Source organism: Sandarakinorhabdus sp. (genome assembly GCF_040398665.1).
GTDB lineage: Bacteria > Pseudomonadota > Alphaproteobacteria > Sphingomonadales > Sphingomonadaceae > Sandarakinorhabdus.
The window spans coordinates 1-20,711 of sequence record NZ_JBBATQ010000016.1; the positions used below are offsets into that span (position 1 = coordinate 1).

Here is a 20,711-nt window from a genome sequence, read left to right on the forward strand (position 1 = left end):
ACGGCAATCTTGCCCTCAATCGGCCTTCTCTTGGGGGCCATCTGGGAAATGTAGGGTTAAGCTCGATGTCGTCGTTCCTGGTCACGGTCCGATCTGAGCAGACGCAAATGAAGGTGAAGTCATCACCCCAGCTGTTATGCCGGCTCCACTCGCCCAGCGTTTGCTGCACAAGGGTGAGCGACGGCAGAAGTACCAATACTGATTTGGGCCGCATCTTCTCGGCGGCCCACAACGCAATCAGCGTTTTACCGGTACCGCAGGCCAGCACCGCCGTTGCCCGATCATGCTCAGACAGCGTGTTGTAGATGCCGTCGATGGCCTCTTGCTGGTACGGACGCGGCGATAGCTGTTTTACAGGGGCCGGCTTCTCTTTGAGCCAAGCCTCTATGGCCGCGAAGTCGTCTTGGGTAAGGTCGTCGAAATCCATACCCCGAACGGTTCGTATTCCGTCTCGGTTCTTAGCGTCCAGCGCCAATTCGTTGGAGTTGGTGAAGATGATGCGATCTCGCGCGCGCTCGGTAATCCCCAGGAATGAAGCAACCTCATTATAACTCAGGACGGGGCGTCCGGACCGAAACTTGACCTGATAGGGAACAAGATCGCCAGTCCTGCTTTGGAAGACGCCATCAATCCCCAGCGTGCCGTGACCGGAGAGATTTAGCTGGGTCCGGACATCGGGCGGCACTCTACCGACAATCCAATTGCGTTCGGATTGCAATTTCTGCTGCGTGGCAATATAAGCTTCGATGAAAATCTCGAAGGCGTCACCTGAAATTTTCGTATTTTCTATTCCTAGCGCCGAAATCCGGTCTTCAAGATGAGCAAAATTTTGAAGGCCGTCGAATACACCGCGCGCGATTATGGATCTCGAAGTATCTAACTGCGACGGCATCAGTCTATCCTAAAAATTTCTATCCGAATTATGGGAACAATTTACTTTATTCAATCAAACAACTCCCCTTAAACAATCGACCCCCATCACCCCCGCGGCACAAACGGAAATGTCTGGCGCTCCACAACCTCACTCACCGCACGATGCGCCTCAAGAAACGCCGCATCCGTGTGCGGGCTCGCCGCGGCGTCGGAATTCGCGATGGCGATCAGGCCATAGGGTTGCCGGCCGATGACGCAGGGCCGGTTGGGACTTTGGGCATAGACCCATTCCACCGGATCGGTGAGGCTGTTGTAGGTGTAGCTGTAGCCGTGCGGCCAGCGGTTGACGGTGATGGCGGCGATGTCGCGCGCGGCATCGAAGCCGCCCGGCCCCAGCAAGCGCTGCAACTGGCGGCGGGTTTCGCGCTCGAAGGTTTCGAAGCTGGTGGCCAGCAGATTGGCGCGGCCGATCTTGTGCTGATCGCGGCGCGGCAGGCCGGGGCTGGCGGGGAATTGCGTCAGGTGCAGCGCAATCGGTTCGTCCGGGCCCTGGGCATGGGCGAGGCCGCCCAGGCTCGCCGCTTCGGTGAGCGATACCGCATCGTGGAACATCGTCGGGCAATTGATGTGGTGCACGCCCAGCCGCTGGAACGCCCGCCAGTTGCGCAGCACGACATTGGTGTAGACCAGCGGCCCCTTGGTGCCATAGCGCAGCGCCTCTTTCTGCGCCGCCGGCAGTTCCGGCATGATGTGCGGGATCACCTCGTTCCAGCAGGCCAGGATCACGGCCTTGCCCCGCACCTGCCGCAGCCGCCCGCCCTGCATGTAGCGGACCAGCGCGCTGTCTGCCGTGCGCGCATCGCCATCGTGCGCGACATTCAGCACCAGGCTGTTCAGCCGGATGCGCACCGCATTGTCGGCCCGGTCGAGCGCGCCATAATCGATGCGCGCCGTCGCCATATCCTCCTGGCTGCGCGCACTTGTCGCCGCCGGCACCAGCGATGCCACCAGCAGCCGCGCCAGCGTGGCATTGCCATCGGGGAAATGGATGCTGCCCCTGCCCTCGCGCTGCCGGCCATGATGGCCACCGGGCAGATCGGCAAACAGGCCATCGGGCACCGCGCCCAGGCCCAGGCCGGAAAAGCCGGGATAATTCTGCACCCAGGCGAACAGCGCCGGCGTGGCATCGGCGCCGACACAGAAACTGGCGCGGCCCATGCCCAGGAAGAAATGCATGGCCTGGGGATCGATGCCGACCTTGCCCAGATAATAATCCGCGAAGCTGTGGCGGGCGAGCCAGTCCTTCTTGGCCGTCACGCTCATCCCGGCGAGATAATCCGGTTGATCGGGTGCCACCAACCGCAACAGATCGGCGCGCGCCTTGGCCGACAGCGGCGTCGTGGCGAGAAATTCCGCACTGAACGCGCGGCCGCCCTGCCCCGCCGGCGCCACCGCCAGCCGATCGGTGCCGAACCGCTCCTTTTCAAAGAACCAGCCGCGTTTCAGGCCGAGCGAGGCGTAAAGCTCCCCCTTGTCCTGATTGGCCGTGTAACGCGCCAGATCGACGCCCAGATCATCGAGCAGGCCCTTCGCCCACTGGTTGTACCGCTCCGGCGACTCGATATTCAGCGTGCCGCCGTTGATGACAACCAATTTGCCATCGACCAGATATTCGTTGCGCTTGGCATGGCCGCCGAAATCATCGTGATTGTCGAGGATCAGGATGCGTGGCCCAGCCCCTACCGCCTTGCGATAATAATGCGCCGCCGCCAGGCCGGAGAGGCCGCCGCCGACGATCACCAGATCAAAGGCCTCGCCGCTATCTTCTGCATCGCCGAGCGTGAGCGTGCCGTCGCGCAGGGCGTGGGCGGCCTCGAACGCGCCTTCATGGCTGCCGCGCAGGCCGGTGCGCGACGGCGGGTAGGTTTCGTCCTGTGGGACAAGCCCTGAACCAGCCGCCATGGCAGGGGCGCCGGCCCCAACGGCGCCGATCGCCACCGCCACCCCGCCGACGAAATCGCGGCGGGTGATCGGCCGGTCCATGCCGAGTTCGCGATCATTCAACATGGCGTCACCCCCGCGTCGCATCGTGGAACGGCTTGCAGCCGGCGATGGTCACCCGTTCCATCACGCGCCGCGCCGGGAAATAGTCGCTGGCGGCAAAATGCTGGCTGGCGCGATTGTCCCAGAAGGCGATGCTGCCCGGCTGCCAGCGGAATCGGCACTGGATTTCGGGATTGGACGCGGTGGCATAAAGATGCGCCAGCAGTGTCGCGCTTTCGGCCGCGCTCAGGCCTTCGATATGGCTGGTGAAGGCGGTGTTGACAAACAGCGTGGGCGCGCCGGTTTCGGGATGGGTGCGCACCACCGGATGGGTTTGCGGCGGATATTTGGCGCGCAGATCATCGGCGGTCTTGCCCAGCCGGCCGGCAAACACCCGGGCGATATCGTGCACGGCATTCAGCCCGCGCACAAAGCGCTGCATTTCGGCGCTCAGCGTCTGGAAGGCCAGGTGCATATCGACAAACAGCGTGTCGCCGCCCACCGCCGGCACTTCGATGGCGCGCAGGATCGAGCCCAGCGACGGCCGTTCCCGCCAGGTCACATCGCTGTGCCAGGCGTTTTCCGTGCCCCGGCTGTCCGGCCCGTGCGCGATGCGCAAAATCTCCTGATTGGCCTGGTCCTTCGGCGTGGCAGGGTGGATTTCGAGATCACCGAAGTGGCGGGCAAATTCGATATGCTGTTCCGCCGTGATGTGCGACTCGCGAAAGAAGATCACCTTGTGCGCCAACAGCGCCGCCCGGATCGCCGGGACATGATCGGCGATATCGGGCGCGCCCAGATCGATGCCGTGGAGCTCGGCCCCAATGGCTGGCGTCAACGGCCGTATATCAATCCTGCTCCTGGTTGCCATCGTCGCCATCGCACAATCTCCCCCGGTGATTGCAGGAGTATCAGACGCAGGCCGGCCGACGGCAAGACCCCTTCAGCAATCGATCATCACGATCCGCCGGCTTGGCGCATCGCCGCCGTCCACCAGCAGCGCGCCATATTCGGGCACTTCCACCCAGGTCGAGACATCGCGCGTCAAGGGCTCGGAGGCCACCAGCGTGCCGGCGCCGTGCCCACCGGTCATTTTCCATTCGCCGTCGGCAAAGCCATAACGCTCGCCGATGGTGAACCACTGGCTGAGGAATTCGATGCCGCCCTGGAACGGCGGCTTTTCGAAGCGGCCGAAATCGAAGGTGAAGCGGGTGGCGACCAGCGCGCGCCCATCGGAAACCACCAGATTGACCGAGGAGGAGCGGGTGATGCCGTGATCGGCGCGTACCCGGCGGATGGTGGTGAACGCCGCCGTGATGGCGCGGAAAATGCTGTCTGCCGTGAATGGCCCGGCGGGATCGTCGACGTTGGACAGCACAAGCGCGTGCAGGAAGCCACTGTCGGTCAGCGCGGTCATCGCCTTGGCAATGTCGGGCTTGATGTGCGGCCACAGCGCAGTGCGCATGCGGCCGAATTCGGCCAGATCGCCGTTGTGCGCGAGCACCAGCGGGCTGCCGGGCAACTGGAAGGGGTGCAGGCTCTGCTGGTTGATGGTGGCGCTGCCATCCAGCGGCACGCCGCGCAGATGCGCGACCAGGCTGCGCACCTTCAGCCGGGCAGCCAGCGCGCGCAGATTGGCATCGAACACCGCGACATTGGTGGAATGGAAGGTCAGCGGCAGGTGCGCATCGTGGAGATCATCGTTCCACGCCGCCAGCCCAAAGCCGGCCAGGTTGAGCATGGCCAGCAATTGCGCATCCGTGGTCTGGTTGAGCAGCGCATTGTCGGGGCGCACCACCAGATGTTCCAGCAGCACCGGCGCGCCGATATAGCCCAGCATCCGGCACATCAGGCGAACGCCATCGCAGACAGCCGCGCGCGCACCCGCGTCAGCCGGCGCTGATCGCGCACCAGCGCGCTGCCCAGCATCCGCGCCAGTTTCTGGCCGGTGGCGCCATCGGGCAGGGCCGGCACAGCGAATAGTTCGACATCCTCGCGCACCAGCAGCCGCGCCGGCCATGGCGTCTGCGCCACGAACGCCGCGCTGCCGGCCAGCGCGCCGGGGCCGTGCACAAGCAGTTGCAGGGCGTCTGTCGTTTGCCACATCACCGCGCCGCGCAGCACGATCCACAATGTGGGTGCGCCGCGATCCAGACGCCGCCCGCGCGGGGCCACATGGCCGTGGCCAGCGGCGGCCAGCGCAGCCCAATCGGCGGGGCTGAACTGGTCAAAGCCGGGAAAGGTCTGCAACCGTGCCGTCAGATGATCGGCCGAAACGACCATGCCAAGGCCCAAGGCTTCGGCGGGTTCAGGGGCGGTGGCGGCCAGCGCCGACACCAGATCATGGCTGCGCGCCGCCACCTGCGCCCGCAAGGCCGCCGCCAGTGCCAGCGCCGCAGGGTCACCCGCGTCCTGCAAACCGGCAAAGCGCGCCAGATCCAGCCGCCAGCCCGAACATTCGCCACCCGCCAAGGCATCGGCCGATCGCCGCCCACCATCAAGCAGGCAGAATTCGCCCAGCATCGCGCCCGGCCCGAGCCGCGCCAGTTCGACATGGCCGTCGCCCGGCGTGCGCCCGGTCACCACCACGGCACCGTTTTCGATCAGATACAGGCCATCGGATGGATCATGCTGGCGAAAGATCGCCGCTCCGGACGCCACGGTGAACGGCACCGCCAGCTGTGCCAGTGCAGCACATGCCTGGGCCGACAGCCCGTCCAACTGCGCCAGAGCCTCCCCGGCTTGCAGCCCCATGGCCTGCCCTCCCCCCGAAAGTCAGCGCGATGATAGGCTGCAATTGGGCACAATGGCCAGAGGGGTCTGTCCCTCAGATTGCCCCGTGGCAGTGCTTGAACTTCTTGCCACTGCCGCACGGGCATTCGGCGTTGCGGCTGACCGAGCGGTGCCATTCTTCCAGATCGTCCGGATCGACATCGAGCAGTTCGGTGGCGCTCTGCGCGGCGGCGAGCATGCCGGCCGGCAGCGCCGAGCCAAAGGCGTCGAAGGCTGGCGCGGCACCAGCGGTGGAGACGAACGATGGCAATTCATCCGCCGGTTCATCCGCCTGCACCGAGAATTGCGCATTGGCCAGCATGCGCGTCACATCCTGGCGGACCAGGCTGAGCATGCGTTCGAACAGCGCAAAGGCTTCGCGCTTATACTCGTTGATCGGCGTCTTCTGCGCATAGGCGCGCAGGTGGATGACCGAACGCAGCGAATCCAGCGTCGCCAGATGTTCTTTCCAATGATGGTCGAGCGCTTGCAGCAGGAAGCTCTTTTCGATGCTCACCCAGGTCTCGGCGGGCAGATCGGCTTCCTTGGCGGCCACAGCCGCGTCGCTCTGTTCGATCAGGCGATCGACCACGATTTCGGGATCAATGCCCTCTTCCTTCGCCCAGGCCGCGACATCCGCCGACAGCCCCAGCGTGCCGCTGACATCCTCTTGCAGCCCGGCCACATCCCATTGTTCGGGGTAGGAACCCAGCGGGCAACGGCTCGCCACAATGGCATTCACCGTTTCGTGGCGCATGTCGACCACCACATCGCCCACGGTTTCCGAATCCATGATGTCGGCGCGCTGTTCATAGATGACCTTGCGCTGGTCGTTCATCACGTCGTCATATTGCAGAAGCTGCTTGCGGGTGTCGTAGTTGCGCGCTTCCACCTTTTTCTGGGCGGTTTCGATCGCCTTGGAAATCCACGGATGGATGATTGCTTCGCCTTCCTGCAGGCCGGAGTTCATCAGGCGGGAGAGCATGCTCTGCTGCCCGAAAATGCGCAGCAGATCATCGTCGAGGCTGAGATAGAAACGCGACAGGCCGGGATCGCCCTGCCGGCCTGAACGGCCGCGCAACTGGTTGTCGATACGGCGGCTTTCGTGACGTTCGGTGCCCAGCACGAACAGCCCGCCGGCGGCCAGCACCTTCAACCGCTCTTCGGCCACTTCCGTCTTGATGCGCGCTTCGGCGGCGTCCCGCTCCGGCCCTTCGGCCAAGTCACCCAGCTCGCGGGCGATGCGGGCTTCTTCATTGCCGCCCAGTTTGATGTCGGTGCCGCGACCGGCCATGTTGGTGGCGATGGTCACCGCGCCGATGCGCCCGGCCTGTTCGACAATGGCGGCTTCCTGCTCGTGGTAACGGGCGTTCAGCACGACATGCTCGACACCTTCCTTCTTGAGGAATTCCGACAGCAATTCGCTCTTTTCGATGGAGACGGTGCCGACCAGCACCGGCTGGCCGCGGCCTTGCGCCTCGCGCACCGATTTGACGATCGCCTTGTACTTGTCTTCGGCATTCTTGTAGAATTCGTCGTCGACATCCGTGCGCAGCACGCCGACGTTGGTGGGGATTTCCACGACGTTCAATTTGTAGATGTCGAAAAATTCCGCCGCTTCGGTGGCGGCCGTGCCGGTCATGCCGCCCAATTTGGGATACATGCGGAAATAATTCTGGAAGGTGATGCTGGCCAGAGTCTGGTTTTCCGGCATGATCTGCACGCCTTCCTTGGCCTCCACCGCCTGGTGAAGCCCTTCGGACCAGCGGCGCCCATCCATCATGCGCCCGGTGAATTCATCGATGATCACCACCTTGTTGTCGCGCACGATATAATCGGTGTCGCGCCGGAAGATGACGATGGCGCGCAGCGCCTGGTTCAGATGGTGCACCACCTGGGTGTTTTCGAAATCATAGAGATTTTCGCCTTCCAGCAGCCCGGCGGCGCTGAGCATCCGCTCCACCTTCTCGGTGCCGGCCTCGGTCAGGATCACCGATTTCTGCTTCTCATCAACCTCGACATCCTCACGCACCAGTTCCTTCACCACGGCGTTGACCGCCGTGTAGAGCGCCGATTTGTCGTCGGTGGGGCCGGAAATGATCAGCGGGGTGCGCGCTTCGTCGATCAGCACGCTGTCAACTTCATCGACCACGGCGAAATTGAACGGCCGCTGCACCATCTGCTCGCGCGTGTATTTCATGTTGTCGCGCAGATAATCGAAACCGAATTCGTTGTTGGTGCCATAGGTGATATCGCAGGCATAGGCCGCCCGGCGCGTCTGATCATCCAGATTGGGCACGATCACGCCAACGCTCAGGCCCATGAAGCGATAGATCTGGCCCATCCACTGCGCATCGCGGCTGGCGAGATAATCATTGACCGTGATGACGTGCACGCCCTTTTCCGAAAGGGCATTGAGATACACGGCCAGCGTCGCCACCAGGGTCTTGCCTTCGCCGGTGCGCATTTCGGCGATCTCACCTCGATGCAGAACCGTACCGCCGATCAACTGAACATCGAAATGGCGCATGCCCAGCACCCGCTTCGACGCTTCGCGCACGGTGGCGAAGGCTTCCGGCAGGATATCGTCCAGCGACTTGCCGGCGGCCAGTTCGGCCTTCAGCTTCGGCGTCTGCGCCTGCAATTCGGTGTCGGACAGCGCGCTGATCCGGGCCTCCAGATCATTGATGCGCTTCACCAGCGGCCGCAGCGATTTCAGATAGCGGTCGTTGCTGGAACCGAAGATGGTTTTGGCGATACTGCCCAAAGCGAGCATGGAAATCCTGACCTGTTCATGGGCGCGACAAGGGCTTGCCCTTCACGCCTGGGGCACGGCAGGCGATGTAGGGTCACTGGCCCGCTTCGTCAATGAACCGGCTGCTGCGGCGGCCGTCGCGGCCGCTGCAGCGGCACTCTGGCGCCGCTTGCGCGCGCGCCCACGCATCAGGCCCAGATCCACCGCCTTGCGCACCCGCGGGTGACGTCGCGTGTGGAACAGATACCGCCGCCGCGCCCAGCGCGAATTCTTCAGCACCAGCGCCAACCCGGCGCCCAGCACGAACACCCCGATCGGCGCCGGCGATACCACGCCGACCAGCCCCGCCACCGGCAGCAACAGCAGCCCGAGCAGGATCTGAAACACCCGAAACGGTTCGGAGCGCACCAAAGTATCGAAGAAACTAGAACGACTCATTACACCCCCGCGCTACGGCCGCGCTGTGGCAATGATAAGGCGGCAATTGCGTGCCTGCGCGAACTTTTCTAAGCGTTGCAGAAGGGTCACGGATTTTTCCCATTTGCACAGGAGGCAGATGATGGTGGCCCATGTCGGCACGGTGGCGTTCCTGGGGTTGGAAGCCCGCAGTGTCGATGTGCAGGTGCAGATCTCGTCCGGCCAGGTCGCCTTTGTCACCGTGGGCCTGCCCGACAAGGCCGTGAAGGAAAGCCGCGAGCGCGTCGCCGCCGCGCTGCACGCCATCGGCCTGTCGCTCCCGCCGCGCCGCATCATCGTCAATCTGTCGCCCGCCGATCTGCCCAAGGAAGGATCGCATTACGATCTGCCGATCGCGCTTGGCCTGCTGGCGGCGCTGGGCGTGGTGCCGCAGGATGCGCTCGATGAATTTGTCGCGGTAGGCGAACTCGGCCTCGATGGCGCCATCCTCCCCGTGCCCGGCGTGCTGCTCGCCGCGCTGCATGCCGGCGCCCAGGAACAGGGCCTGATCTGCCCGGCGGCGCAGGGGCCCGAAGCCGCCTGGGCCGGCGAGGTGAACGTGCTCGCCGCCCCCGATCTTCTGTCGCTGATCAATCATCTGAAAGGAACGATCATCCTGCCCGCGCCGTTGCGCGCCGAAGCAGAAATTTCGCGCAAAGGCCCCGACATGGCCGGCATCAAGGGCCAGGAAACGCCGAAGCGCGCCGTGGAGATTGCCGCAGCCGGCGGCCATAATCTGCTGATGTCCGGGCCACCCGGTTCCGGCAAATCTTTGCTCGCTGCGGCGCTGGCCGGCATATTGCCCGATCTGACCCCGGCCGAGGCGCTGGAGGTGTCGATGGTCGCCTCGATCGCCGGCGAGCTTGAGGGCGGCAAATTGAAACGCAGCCGGCCGTTCCGTTCCCCGCATCACAGCGCATCGATGGCGGCGCTGGTTGGTGGTGGCACCAGGGCGAAGCCCGGCGAAGTGTCGCTGGCGCATCTCGGCGTGCTGTTCCTCGACGAACTGCCTGAATATCAGCGCGGCGTGCTCGACAGCTTGCGTCAGCCGCTGGAAACCGGGCAGGTGCAGGTGGCGCGCGCCGCCGCGCATGTCACCTATCCGGCGCGGGTGCAGTTGATCGCCGCGATGAACCCCTGCCGCTGCGGGTATCTGAGTGATCCCGCCCAGGCCTGCGCCCGCGCCCCGCGCTGCGCCGCCGATTACCAGAGCAAGCTGTCAGGCCCGCTGCTCGATCGCATCGACCTGCATGTCGATGTGCCGGCCCTCTCCGCCGCCGATCTCTCCCTGCCGCCGCCGGCCGAGAACAGCGCCATCGTCGCCACCCGCGTTGCCGCCGCCCGCGCCCGCCAGACCGCCCGCTACGCCGACACCGCCACGCGCACCAATGCCGAAGTCGACGGCGAACTGCTGAACCGCCACGCCGCCCCCGACCCCGACGGCGCCCGCCTGCTCACCCAGGCCGCCGACAGCTTGCGCCTGTCGGCGCGCGGCTACGCCCGCGTCCTGCGCGTGGCGCGCACCATCGCCGATCTGGCGGGTGCGGACCACGTGTCGCGGGCGCATATTGCCGAGGCGTTGAGCTACCGCAGGCGGCCACCGGTGAACTGAACACGGGCGAGGCGAGGCGAATTGGCCTTGTGGCGCCATGACGAATCCACAATTTTGAGCAAATTTCTGGGTTTGTGAGCCATGATGAACAAGACTGCCCTGCAATGGATGGTCACGCCGCTGAGGCACTACGCCATGTTCAGCGGCCGCGCGCCGCGCGCGGAATATTGGTGGTTCATCCTGTTCGCCACCCCGGCCGGCATCATGCTCGCCGTTGTGAGCAGGGTGATGGTGGACAGCAGAATGTCATTGCTGGTCCTTGTCTATAACCTCGCCATGCTGGTGCCGTCGCTTGCTGTCGCCGTGCGGCGCTTTCATGAGATCGACCGCAGCGGCTGGTGGCTGCTGATGCTGGGCGCTTACAATCTTGTGTTGCTCATGTTGGTTATGGTTGTGGCCGGCGGTATTGCCTTTGGCGGTGGCGGGGAGCCCAATTTAGGCCGTGAACTCATAAATTCCATGCCCCGCCGGAAGTGGCGCAAGATTTCGCCTGATCGCCGGTTCAATCATCCCATGGGTTGAACAGTGCTACACCCGTCGGCGCGAAATGCTCGATGTTACGGGTAGCGACCACCAGACCATGTACCTGTGCAGTCGCGGCAATCAGCAAATCAGCGTCCTTGCGGCCAAGCTGCACAGAAAGCCTTCCCCATTGCTCGGCCACCTCAGTGGTGACCGGCAGGAATTGCTCGGCCTGTTCGGCCAGCAAGGCGTCGAACCAGGCTTCCAGGCGCCCGGCCAGTGCGGGCTGTCGCCGCTCCGATAAGACAATGCCTCGCCGGATTTCGCCCAGGGTGATCGTGCTGAACCAGCCGATGACGTCGCCACTGGCCAGCCAGGCCGCCACGCCGGGATGCCGCCGCGGGTTGAAACCCACCGAAGCGACCATCGTGTCAAACAGATAGGGGGTCATTGGAAGTCGGCGAAGTTCACATCCCGCAACTCCGGCCCGTCGCGAACGAACAATTCATCCAAATCGATATCGGTCTGTGGCGCCGTCAGCAGAAACTGCCCCAGCGTCCGCTTGGGTCGCGGGCCAGTCTCGCCCGCCAGCAGGCGCCGATATTCATCCTCGGCCATAACCACGGCCACCGGCTTGCCGTGGCGCGTCACGCGCTGCGGGCCATCGCTGGTGGCGCGCTCGATCAGCGCACTGAACCGCGCCTTCGCATCATGCACCGGCCATTCGCCCATTGCTCGACTCCCGCAAATCTGACCATCATATGGTCAGATTTTAACCGCTGCGTCCACCGGCCCCTCCCCCGCATCCCATTTCGCGATCACCGCTGTCGCCACCGCATTGCCGATCACGTTGGTCGCGCTGCGGCCCATGTCGAGGAAATGGTCCACCGCCAGGATCAGCAGCAGCCCGGCTTCGGGGATGTTGAAATAGGGCAGCGTGGCCGCGATCACCACCAGTGAGGCGCGCGGCACGCCGGCGATGCCTTTGCTGGTGATCATCAACAGGCCGAGCATTCCCAGTTCCTGCCAGATCGTCAGATCGATCCCGTACGCCTGCGCAATGAAGATGCTGGCAAAGGCGCAGTACATCATCGATCCATCGAGATTGAAGCTGTAGCCCAGCGGCAGCACGAACGAGGCAATGCGCGTCGGCACGCCGAAGCGTTCCAATGCATCGAGCAATTTCGGGTAGGCGGCCTCCGATGAGGCGGTGGCGAAGGTGATCAGGAACGGCTCGCGGATGGCCGGGATCAGCCGCTTGACCTCGCCGCTGCCCAGCACCAGCGCACCGGCGCCCAGCAGAAACACCCACAGCACGGCAAGGCCCAGATAAAATCCGCCAACGAACTTGCCGAAGGTGATGAGGATGCCCAGGCCCTCCACCGCGATGGAGCCGGCGATGGCGGCGAACACCGCGAACGGCGCCATTTTCATCACATAGCCGGTGACCACCAGCATCATGTGCATCAACGCATCCAGCCCGCGGTTGATCGGCCCGGCGCGTTCCGGCCCCAACTGGATCAGCGCGACGCCGGCAAACAGGCTGAACACCACGATTTGCAGCACTTCGTTGGTGGCCATCGCCTCGAAGATGGACTTGGGGAAGATATGCTTGAGGAAATCGATGAAATCGAAGGCCTTGGCCGCAACGCCGGTATCGGCATTGGCCGCTGGCAGCACCAGGCCAACGCCCACACCGGGCGCCAGCAGATTGACCATCAATATGCCCAGGCTGAGGCTGAAGACGCTGGCGGCGATGAACCAGGCCAGGGTGCGCACGAAGGTGCGGCCCACCGCGCCGCCCGATCCCATGTGCGCGATGCCCACGGTCAACGTGGCCAGCACCAGCGGCGCGATGATCATCTTGATCAGTTGCAGGAACACCACCGTGATGCCCGACAGATAATAGGCCGCCTGTTTGGCCTGATCCGCCGGGAAATTGGCGTTGATCACCCAGCCCGTCGCCAGCCCGGCGAACAGACCGATGAGGATATAGCGGGTCAGCTTGTTGGGCGGGTTCATGGCCGCCATGGTTCGGGCAGCGCCGCGATGCCGTCAAGTGTTTCGCCAAGTGTTTTGCAAAGTGTTTCGCTTGCCGATGGGTAAAGGCGGCGGCAATGTTGCGGCATGAAACATGCCATCGCCCTGATCGCCGCGCTGATTGCCAGCCCCAGCCTCGCCGCCCCCAACACGGTTTCGGCCGCCGAAACGGCTGCCAAGCGCCTGCTGATGGACAGTGTCGGCATCGCATCGGTGAAGGGCCGCGGCGAAACCGCGAAACTGGCGCGCTTCTATCGCGACTGGCTGGTGCAGGCCGGCTTTGCGGCGGCCGATTTCGCGATCGAGGAAACCGCCGGCACCGCCACGTTCCACATGGTGTGGCGCAGCGCCAAGCCCTCCGCCAAGCCGATTGCATTGACCGGGCACCTCGATGTGGTGGAGGCCGACCCCAAGGACTGGACCCGCGACCCGTTCGTGGCGGTGGAGGACGGTGGTTTCATCTTCGGGCGCGGCGTGCACGACAACAAGTTCGACATCGCCACGCTGTTCGCCGCCCTGGCCAAGCTGAAGGCCGCCGGCTTCAAGCCGAAGCGCGACATCCACCTCTTCCTGTCCGGCGATGAGGAAACCGATGGCATCACCAGCGCCGCGCAGGCCAAACAGGCCGCCGCGCTCGGCATCGAATTGATGCTGAACAGCGATGGCGGCGGCGGCGGGCTGGATGCGGGCGGCAAACCCTATTTCTACAAATTGCAGGCCGCCGAGAAATCCTATGCCGATTTCACCCTGACCCTCACCGATCCCGGCGGCCACAGCAGTGCGCCGGGCGCCAGCAACGCCATTGCCCGCGCCGGGCTGGTGGCGGCGCGGATTGCCGCGCACCAATGGCCGGCGCAGGTGAACGACATCACCCGCGCCGCGCTGGCCGAAGCCGGGCGCCAGCGCAGCGATGCGCTGGGCCAGGCGATGCAGCGCATTGCCGCCGATCCCACCGATGCGGCTGCCATCGCCACCTTGCGCGCCAATCCCGGCACCATCGGCCAGATCGCCACCACCTGCGTGCCCACCATGATCACCGGCGGCCACGCGCCCAACGCGCTGCCGCAAAAGGTGGTGCTAACGGTCAATTGCCGCATCTTCCCCGGCACCGGCATCGCCGCGGTACAGGCCGATCTGGCGCGCATCGCCGATGATCCCGGCATCAGCTTTGCCACCGGAATCGATTGGCCGGTCACCCCGCCCTCGCCGCTGCGCGCCGACGTGACGGCGGCCGTGCAGGCCGCGGTGTCGGCGCGGGCGCCGGGCCTGAACGCCACGCCGGGCATGGACGCCGGCGCCACCGACAGCGTGTTCTGGCGCGCACTCGGCATCCCGTCCTATGGCGTCTCCGGCCTGTTCATGCGCAGCGAGGATGTATTTGCCCACGGCCTCAACGAACGCGTGCCCGCCAGCGCGATCGCACCGGCGTTGCAGCATTGGGACATCATCCTGAAGCGGATGACGGGCTAACCGGCGCGCGGGTGTGCCGACGCCCAGGCATCCAGCAGCTGCGCCGCATCAACCTGCGTATAAATCTGCGTCGAGGACAGGCTGGCGTGGCCGAGCAGCTCCTGCAACTGCCGCAGATCCGCCCCGCGCGCCAACAGATGCGTTGCGAAACTGTGGCGCAGGGCATGCGGTGATGCGCTGGCCGGCAGCCCGAGCACAGCGCGTGCCGCCTGCACCGCGCGGCGCACCGTGCCGGCATCAAGCGCGCCGCCACGCAGGCCCCGGAACAGCGGCTGCGCCGGCCCAGGCGCAAACGGGCAGGCCGCAACATAGGCCGATATCGCCTCCGCTACCCGCGGCAGCAGCGGCACAACGCGTGTCTTGTTGCGCTTGCCGGTCACCATCAGCCGGTCGCCCAGCGGCAGCGCCGCGCCGGTGAGCGCCATCGCCTCGCCAATGCGCAAGCCCGCGCCATAAAGCAGCAGCAACACCGCGGTGTCGCGCGCCGCCACCCACGGCACCGCAGCCGCATCGCCAACCACATCAACCAGTTCGCGCACATCCGCCGGCGCAACGGCGCGCGGCAGCCGGCGCGGCTGTTTGGGGGATTTCAGCGCGGCCATGGCATCGCAGGCCAGGCCTTCGCTGCGCCGCAACCAGCCCAGAAAGCCGCGCAACGCCGACACATCGCGCGCCAAGGATGCGGCGGCCAGGCCTTCACCGCGCCGCCGCGCCAGAAAGCCGCGCAAATCCGCCGCCGTCAGCGCGGCCAGTTGCCCGCCAACCACGGCACCGCCCAGATGCAGGATCAGGAAATCCGCGAAGCGATCCAGGGTGAGGCCATAGGCCCGCAGTGTGTGCGGCGACATGCGGCGCTGATCACCGCACACCGCCAGATAGCGGGCGATCAGGCTGGCAACGGGCTCGCCGGCCGGAGTCACGCTGTTGGGCTCAGAGGATGGACTGCCCGGTCTTGGCCCAATCGGCCTCGAACGCCGCCAGCCCCTTGTCGGTCAGGGCGTGCGCGGCCAACTGCCTGATCACCGCCGGCGGCATGGTGGCGACATCGGCACCGATGCGCGCCGCGGCCAGCACATGCACGGGGCTGCGCACGCTGGCGACCAGGATCTGCGTGGCGAAATCATAATTGTCATAGATGGTGCGGATATCCTGGATCAGTTCCATGCCATCATGGCCGATATCATCGAGCCGGCCAACGAACGGCGACACATAGGTCGCGCCGGCCTTGGCCGCCAGCAGCGCCTGATTGGCCGAGAAGCACAGGGTGACATTGGTCTGCACGCCCTCGGCGGTCAGCGCCTTGCAGGTCTTCAGGCCATCGAGCGTGAGCGGCAGCTTGATGCAGATATTGGGCGCCAGCGCACGCAGCACGGCGGCTTCGCGCATCATCGTGGCATGATCGGGGGCGACGACTTCGGCCGACACCGGGCCATCGACCAGACCGCAGATTTCCCGCACCACTTCCAGGAAATTGCGCCCGGATTTGGCGATCAGGCTGGGATTGGTGGTGACACCGTCCATCAGGCCGGTGGCGGCCAGATCGGCGATTTCGGCAACATCGGCGGTATCGGCAAAGAATTTCATCGCGGCATGGCCTTTTCAAGGGATCGAATCACGGCCTCGCATAGCCCAGCCATGGCCGCCCGCCTACTGTCGACAGGGCGGGGCGGGGGCAGGCCGCCGCACCGCCGCCAGCGGCGACAGGGCGGCGAACAGGGGCAAAAGTGTCGGCTGGCTTTACACTTGCGGATGATGGCGCATGCGGGCGCATGATTAATTATATGATAAACAACAATATTTTTCTGTTAACGTTACTGGCACGAGGTTTGCAAACACTTTATTAACCATTTCCTTAAGGAAAATATGAATGTTCGCCAAACTCGTCACGGCCCTCACGCTCGCCACCGTCGCGATCACACCGGCCAGCGCCGCCGTCACGATCGCCGGCAGTGTGACCAGCGGCGCCATGCCCGATCCGGCAAGCTGGGCGATCCTGCTCGCCGGCTTCGGCATGGTCGGCTTTGCCAGCCGCCACAAGCGCACCACCGCCGCCTGACCCAGGCCGCCCCTGCGGTACACGAACGAAAGGCCCCGCCGGCAACCCGCCGGCGGGGCCTTTCGTCATGGGGGGCTGCGCTCGACCACCCCTCCGTCTCGCTTCGCTCGCCATCGCCCCTCGAAAGGGAGGAGCCATTTGTTCCTCCCTTTCGAGGGGCGGTGGCGAGCGAAGGCAAGCCTGCCCCGGCGAAGGCCTGGGGAGGGCTGGCCTGCATCCTCACCCCGCCAGCAGCTTCTTCAGCTCCGTCTTCAGGATCTTGCCATTGGCGTTGCGCGGCAGCGGTTCATCCATGAAATGCACCGCCACCGGCACCTTGAACGCCGCCTGCCGCGCCGCCACGAAGGCGCGCAGGTCGGCTTCGCTGGCGGTCGCGCCGGCGGCCAATGTCACGAACGCCACGGGTTCCTCGCCCAGCGATTTGTGCGGGCGGCCGACCAGCGCGGCGTCCATCACGGCGGGGTGTTCGTACAGGGCGTTTTCCACCTCCACGCAATAGATATTCTCGCCGCCGCGGATCAGCATGTCCTTGGCGCGGTCGATGATGAAGCAGAAGCCGTCTTCATCGATGCGCGCCAGATCGCCGGTGCGCACCCAGCCGTCGATGAAGGTCGCGGCGGTGGCTTCGGGCTTGTTCCAGTAGAGCTTCACCACATTGGGGCCATAGCCGTACAGCTCACCCACGCTGCCCGGTGGCAGCACATTGCCATCTGGGTCGCGCACTTGCAGATCGCACACCGGCACGGCCGGGCCGCAACTGTCGGGGCGATTCTCATAATCCTCGGCCATGTGGTGGGTGAAGGTGGCGCTGGTTTCGGTCATGCCCCAGCCGTTGCCGGGCTTGGCCTTGAACTGGCCAGCGATCTGGCGGACGAGTTCGGGTGCCGACGGCGCACCGCCATAGGAGACCGTCTCCAGGCTCGACAGATCAAATTTGTGGCGATCGGGGTGTTCCAAGATCTGCCAGGCGATGGTCGGCACGCCGCCGGCCGAGCTGATCCGCTCGCCCTCGATCAGCCGCATGGCTTCAAGCACATCCCATTTGCGCATCAGCACCAGCTTCACGCCGCCGACCAGCGCCGGATTGAGCACGGCGTGGCAGCCGGTGGCGTGGAAGAACGGCACGGACAGCAAGGTTGCCTTTTGCGGCGCCGTCGGGTCCGGCGCCGGCAAGGCCTCCCCGCGGCGCAGGATGCTGCGCGCCTGTGAACAACCCGACGCCATGATGTTGCAGCAGATGTTGCGGTGCGTGCCCAAAGCGCCCTTGGGCTTGCCGGTGGTGCCGCTGGTGTAGAAGATCGTCGCGTCGTCTTCCGGTTGCAGCGTCAGCGCCTCTTCCGGGATGGCACGATCGGGCAACTGCGCCCAGCTCATCGGCCGCCCGACCACGCTTTCCAGCCGCACCGTGCGCGGATCGCCCAATTCCTGCTCGCTGGCGCGTGTCACATAGATGCGTTCCAGGGCGGGGCAGGCCGGCAGATGTTCGGAAATCCGGTTGTAGCGTTCGGCATCGATCAGCAGGATCTTGGTGCCGCTGTCGGTCAGGCCATATTCCAGTTCCGGACCGGTCCACCAGGCGTTGAGCGGCGTGACGATGGCACCGCACAGGCTGGCGGCATAAAAGGCCACCGGCCATTCCGGCAGGTTGCGCATCACCACCGCGACCCGGTCGCCCTTGGTCAGGCCATCGGCCCGCAAGCGTTCGGCCAGCGCCAGCGTGGCGCGCGCGAAGGCTTCATAGGTCACCCGCTCCTCATCGAGCACGACGAAGATCTTGTCGCCATGCGCGCGCCCGGCGGCGAAACAATGCGCCAGCGATGGCGGCGCGTTCTTCCACACCCGCGTCGGCCGGCCACCGATGGGCACCGAATCCATCTCGAACGGTGCGCCCGGCGCGGTGAGCAGGTCATGCGCCTGCGCAATGGTCATGGCTGGCCAACTGGTCATCGGATCATCCCCAGGATATTTGTTGTTTTGCGGCACGATGCCGCAAAGCCGGGCAGCGCGCCAGCCTGACGAAAGGGCGCACATGCCGGGACTGTCCTACAGGCGGCGGATCATGGCATGACAGGCGCTGGCAGGGCATGCGCATGGCAAAAGCAGCGCAAAAACAAGGAAAACAAGCAAAAACAAGGCCGAATCCGTGAGAATTCGTCCAAAGCGTCAAAACTGCTGCCCGTGTCCAACCCTGATTCGGCAGGCTTGGCGAAATCGGGGCGAGCGCCTAGGCTGAACCGGATTTGATCGAAAGGATGACCATGGCCACCACCGCCCGCACTGCTGCCCAGACTGCGCAATGGGATGCCCGCGACGCCGCCAGCATGCGCGCCGTTCTGGATGCCCAGCGCGCCAGCTTCACCGCCGAACTGCCCATCACCGCCGCCACGCGCAAAGACCGCCTCAACCGCGCATTGGATGTCGTGCTGACCCACAAGGATCGGCTGGCGGCGGCGATGAGCGAGGATTTCGGCCACCGCTCCACCGAACTCAGCCTGGTCACCGACATCATGGCCAGCGTGAAGCCGATCAAGCATGCGCTGAAGCACCTCGATGACTGGATGAAGCCGGAGAAGCGCAAACTGGATTTCCCGCTTGGGCTGCTCGGCGCGAAAGCCCGGGTGGAATTTCAGCCCAAGGGCGTCATCGGCATCATTTCCCCGTGGAATTTCCCGGTGAACCTGACCTTCGCGCCGCTGGCCGGTGTGCTGGCCGCCGGCAACCGGGCGATGATCAAGCCTTCCGAATATACGCCGTTGACCTCGGCATTGATGAAGGAAATCCTCGAAGCCGCGTTTGATCAGACCGAAATCGCCGTGATCACCGGCGGGCCGGAAGTGGGCCGCGCCTTTTCCGATCTGCCGTTCGACCATCTGGTGTTCACCGGCGCGACCAGCGTCGCCCGCCATGTGATGGCGGCGGCGGCGCGCAATCTGGTGCCGCTCACGCTGGAGCTGGGCGGAAAATCGCCGACCATCATCAGCCGCAGCGCCGATGTGGCGCGCGCCACCGAGCGGGTGGCGATGGGCAAGTTGATGAACGCCGGCCAGATCTGCCTCGCACCGGATTATCTGATGGTGCCCGAGGAAAAGGAAGGCGAGATCGTCGAAGGCCTGAAGGCCGCCACGGCGCGCCTGTACCCGACGATGCTGGCCAACCCGGATTACACCAGCGTTTTGGGCGCCCGCCACCGCGAGCGGCTGGAAGCGCATGTCGCCGATGCCCGCGCCAAGGGCGCCGATGTGGTGGTGGTCAACCCGGGCAATGAAGATTTCTCCAAGCAGAACACCAACAAGATGCCGCTGCACATCATCCGCGGCGCCACCGACGAGATGACGGTGATGCAGGAGGAAATCTTCGGGCCGCTGCTGCCGGTGCGCACCTACAAGACCACCGATGGCGCCATCGACGAAGTGAACCGCCGCGACCGGCCGCTGGGCCTGTACTGGTTCGGCGAGGATGACGGCGAACAGCGCCGCGTGCTCGACCGCACCATTTCGGGTGGCGTGACGGTGAACGACGTGATCTTCCACGTTTCGGCCGAAGACCTGCCGTTCGGCGGCATCGGCCCGGCCGGGATGGGGAATTACCATGGGGCGGATGGCTTCAAGGCATTCAGCCATCCCAAGGCCATCTACAGCCAGCCCAAGCTCGATCTGGCCGGGCTGGCCGGGTTCAAGCCGCCCTATGGCGTGAAGACGACCAAGGCACTGGCGCGGGAATTGAAGCGGTGACGCCCGACGGCCACTGCCTGTGCGGCGCGGTGCAAGTGCATCTCGCCAGCCAGCCGGCGGCCGTGAACATGTGCCATTGCGCCAGTTGCCAGCGCCGCAGCGGGTCACCGTTCGGCATGGCCGTGTGGCTGATGGAAGCCGACGTGACGATCAGCGGCGAGACGCGCGACTATATGCACATCAGCGACAAGGGCCGCGAACTTGCCAATCGCTTCTGCCCCAATTGCGGCAGCACCATCTGCTTCACCGTCACCATCAATCCCGGCCTGATCGCCATCCCCGCCGGCCTGTTCGCCGATCCCACCACCCCGCCGCCGCTGCGCAGCGTGTTTGAGGAACGGCGGCATCCGTGGGTCGCTGTGCCCGACGGCGCAACACGGTTGCCGCGCGGGCGGGATGGATAACATAGTTGCAAGTTGGATCAACTTGGTCCATGTTTTC

The 20,711-nt window shown here is 64.9% G+C and carries 19 protein-coding genes; 6 read left to right on the plus strand and 13 right to left on the minus strand.

The window, feature by feature from the left end; translation table 11 throughout:
- From ABWP22_RS15325 to ABWP22_RS15355, 7 genes are all read right to left on the minus strand, one after another.
- A partial coding sequence (locus tag ABWP22_RS15325) for a DEAD/DEAH box helicase family protein (protein WP_353200861.1) occupies nt 1-892 on the minus strand: 892 nt, incomplete at its 3' end.
- An 86-nt stretch (nt 893-978) separates the two neighbouring features.
- Entirely contained in the window at nt 979-2,940 is a 1,962-nt protein-coding gene (locus tag ABWP22_RS15330; protein WP_353200862.1) for an NAD(P)-binding protein, read from the minus strand.
- 4 nt (nt 2,941-2,944) lie between these two features.
- Nucleotides 2,945-3,754 (minus strand): TauD/TfdA dioxygenase family protein, encoded by an 810-nt coding sequence (locus tag ABWP22_RS15335; protein WP_353200863.1) that lies wholly within the window; start codon nt 3,752-3,754, stop codon nt 2,945-2,947.
- A gap of 105 nt (nt 3,755-3,859) precedes the next feature.
- Nucleotides 3,860-4,765 (minus strand): class II glutamine amidotransferase, encoded by a 906-nt coding sequence (locus ABWP22_RS15340; protein WP_353200864.1) that lies wholly within the window; start codon nt 4,763-4,765, stop codon nt 3,860-3,862.
- Nucleotides 4,765-5,670, minus strand: a complete 906-nt coding sequence (locus ABWP22_RS15345) for a cyclic nucleotide-binding domain-containing protein (RefSeq protein ID WP_353200865.1) — start codon at nt 5,668-5,670, stop codon at nt 4,765-4,767. The genes ABWP22_RS15340 and ABWP22_RS15345 overlap by 1 nt, the downstream gene beginning before the upstream one ends.
- 73 nt (nt 5,671-5,743) lie before the next feature.
- Nucleotides 5,744-8,464: a preprotein translocase subunit SecA gene (gene secA, locus ABWP22_RS15350; RefSeq protein ID WP_353200866.1), complete on the minus strand. Its 2,721-nt coding sequence runs from the start codon at nt 8,462-8,464 to the stop codon at nt 5,744-5,746.
- Between the two features lie 42 nt (nt 8,465-8,506).
- Complete coding sequence (locus tag ABWP22_RS15355) at nt 8,507-8,881, minus strand: hypothetical protein (protein WP_353200867.1); 375 nt, start codon at nt 8,879-8,881, stop codon at nt 8,507-8,509.
- A gap of 121 nt (nt 8,882-9,002) precedes the next feature.
- Between ABWP22_RS15355 and ABWP22_RS15360 the strand changes: the two genes are divergently transcribed.
- Nucleotides 9,003-10,511: a YifB family Mg chelatase-like AAA ATPase gene (locus ABWP22_RS15360; RefSeq protein ID WP_353200902.1), complete on the plus strand. Its 1,509-nt coding sequence runs from the start codon at nt 9,003-9,005 to the stop codon at nt 10,509-10,511.
- Nucleotides 10,512-10,595: 84 nt separating this feature from the next.
- Entirely contained in the window at nt 10,596-11,033 is a 438-nt protein-coding gene (locus ABWP22_RS15365) for a DUF805 domain-containing protein (RefSeq protein WP_353200868.1), read from the plus strand.
- Here the strand turns inward: ABWP22_RS15365 and ABWP22_RS15370 are convergent.
- From ABWP22_RS15370 to ABWP22_RS15380, 3 genes are read right to left on the minus strand one after another with little or no spacing between them, the layout of a single operon-like run.
- Nucleotides 11,014-11,424: a type II toxin-antitoxin system VapC family toxin gene (locus ABWP22_RS15370; protein WP_353200869.1), complete on the minus strand. Its 411-nt coding sequence runs from the start codon at nt 11,422-11,424 to the stop codon at nt 11,014-11,016. The two genes, ABWP22_RS15365 and ABWP22_RS15370, sit on opposite strands and share 20 nt — an antisense overlap.
- Nucleotides 11,421-11,705 (minus strand): type II toxin-antitoxin system Phd/YefM family antitoxin, encoded by a 285-nt coding sequence (locus tag ABWP22_RS15375; protein WP_353200870.1) that lies wholly within the window; start codon nt 11,703-11,705, stop codon nt 11,421-11,423. The genes ABWP22_RS15370 and ABWP22_RS15375 overlap by 4 nt, the downstream gene beginning before the upstream one ends.
- A gap of 33 nt (nt 11,706-11,738) precedes the next feature.
- Entirely contained in the window at nt 11,739-12,995 is a 1,257-nt protein-coding gene (locus ABWP22_RS15380) for a dicarboxylate/amino acid:cation symporter (protein ID WP_353200871.1), read from the minus strand.
- 105 nt (nt 12,996-13,100) lie between these two features.
- Between ABWP22_RS15380 and ABWP22_RS15385 the strand changes: the two genes are divergently transcribed.
- Nucleotides 13,101-14,483: a M20/M25/M40 family metallo-hydrolase gene (locus ABWP22_RS15385; protein WP_353200872.1), complete on the plus strand. Its 1,383-nt coding sequence runs from the start codon at nt 13,101-13,103 to the stop codon at nt 14,481-14,483.
- On the opposite strand, the gene ABWP22_RS15390 is transcribed toward ABWP22_RS15385, so the two are convergent.
- Complete coding sequence (locus ABWP22_RS15390) at nt 14,480-15,403, minus strand: tyrosine recombinase XerC (protein ID WP_353200873.1); 924 nt, start codon at nt 15,401-15,403, stop codon at nt 14,480-14,482. The genes ABWP22_RS15385 and ABWP22_RS15390 overlap by 4 nt on opposite strands.
- 10 nt (nt 15,404-15,413) lie before the next feature.
- Nucleotides 15,414-16,067 (minus strand): fructose-6-phosphate aldolase, encoded by a 654-nt coding sequence (gene fsa, locus ABWP22_RS15395; protein WP_353200874.1) that lies wholly within the window; start codon nt 16,065-16,067, stop codon nt 15,414-15,416.
- A gap of 283 nt (nt 16,068-16,350) precedes the next feature.
- Here fsa and ABWP22_RS15400 point away from each other — a divergent pair, with 283 nt between their 5' ends.
- Entirely contained in the window at nt 16,351-16,539 is a 189-nt protein-coding gene (locus tag ABWP22_RS15400) for a PEPxxWA-CTERM sorting domain-containing protein (protein WP_353200875.1), read from the plus strand.
- Nucleotides 16,540-16,758: 219 nt separating this feature from the next.
- Here the strand turns inward: ABWP22_RS15400 and ABWP22_RS15405 are convergent, their stop codons facing one another.
- On the minus strand, nt 16,759-18,486 hold the full coding sequence (locus ABWP22_RS15405) for a class I adenylate-forming enzyme family protein (protein WP_353200876.1): 1,728 nt from the start codon (nt 18,484-18,486) through the stop codon (nt 16,759-16,761).
- 311 nt (nt 18,487-18,797) lie between these two features.
- Between ABWP22_RS15405 and ABWP22_RS15410 the strand changes: the two genes are divergently transcribed.
- Entirely contained in the window at nt 18,798-20,270 is a 1,473-nt protein-coding gene (locus ABWP22_RS15410; protein WP_353200877.1) for a coniferyl aldehyde dehydrogenase, read from the plus strand.
- Nucleotides 20,267-20,674 carry a GFA family protein gene (locus tag ABWP22_RS15415; protein WP_353200878.1) on the plus strand — a complete coding sequence of 136 codons (408 nt, stop codon included), beginning with the start codon at nt 20,267-20,269 and terminating at the stop codon, nt 20,672-20,674. The genes ABWP22_RS15410 and ABWP22_RS15415 overlap by 4 nt, the downstream gene beginning before the upstream one ends.
- Nucleotides 20,675-20,711: the final 37 nt, after the last annotated feature.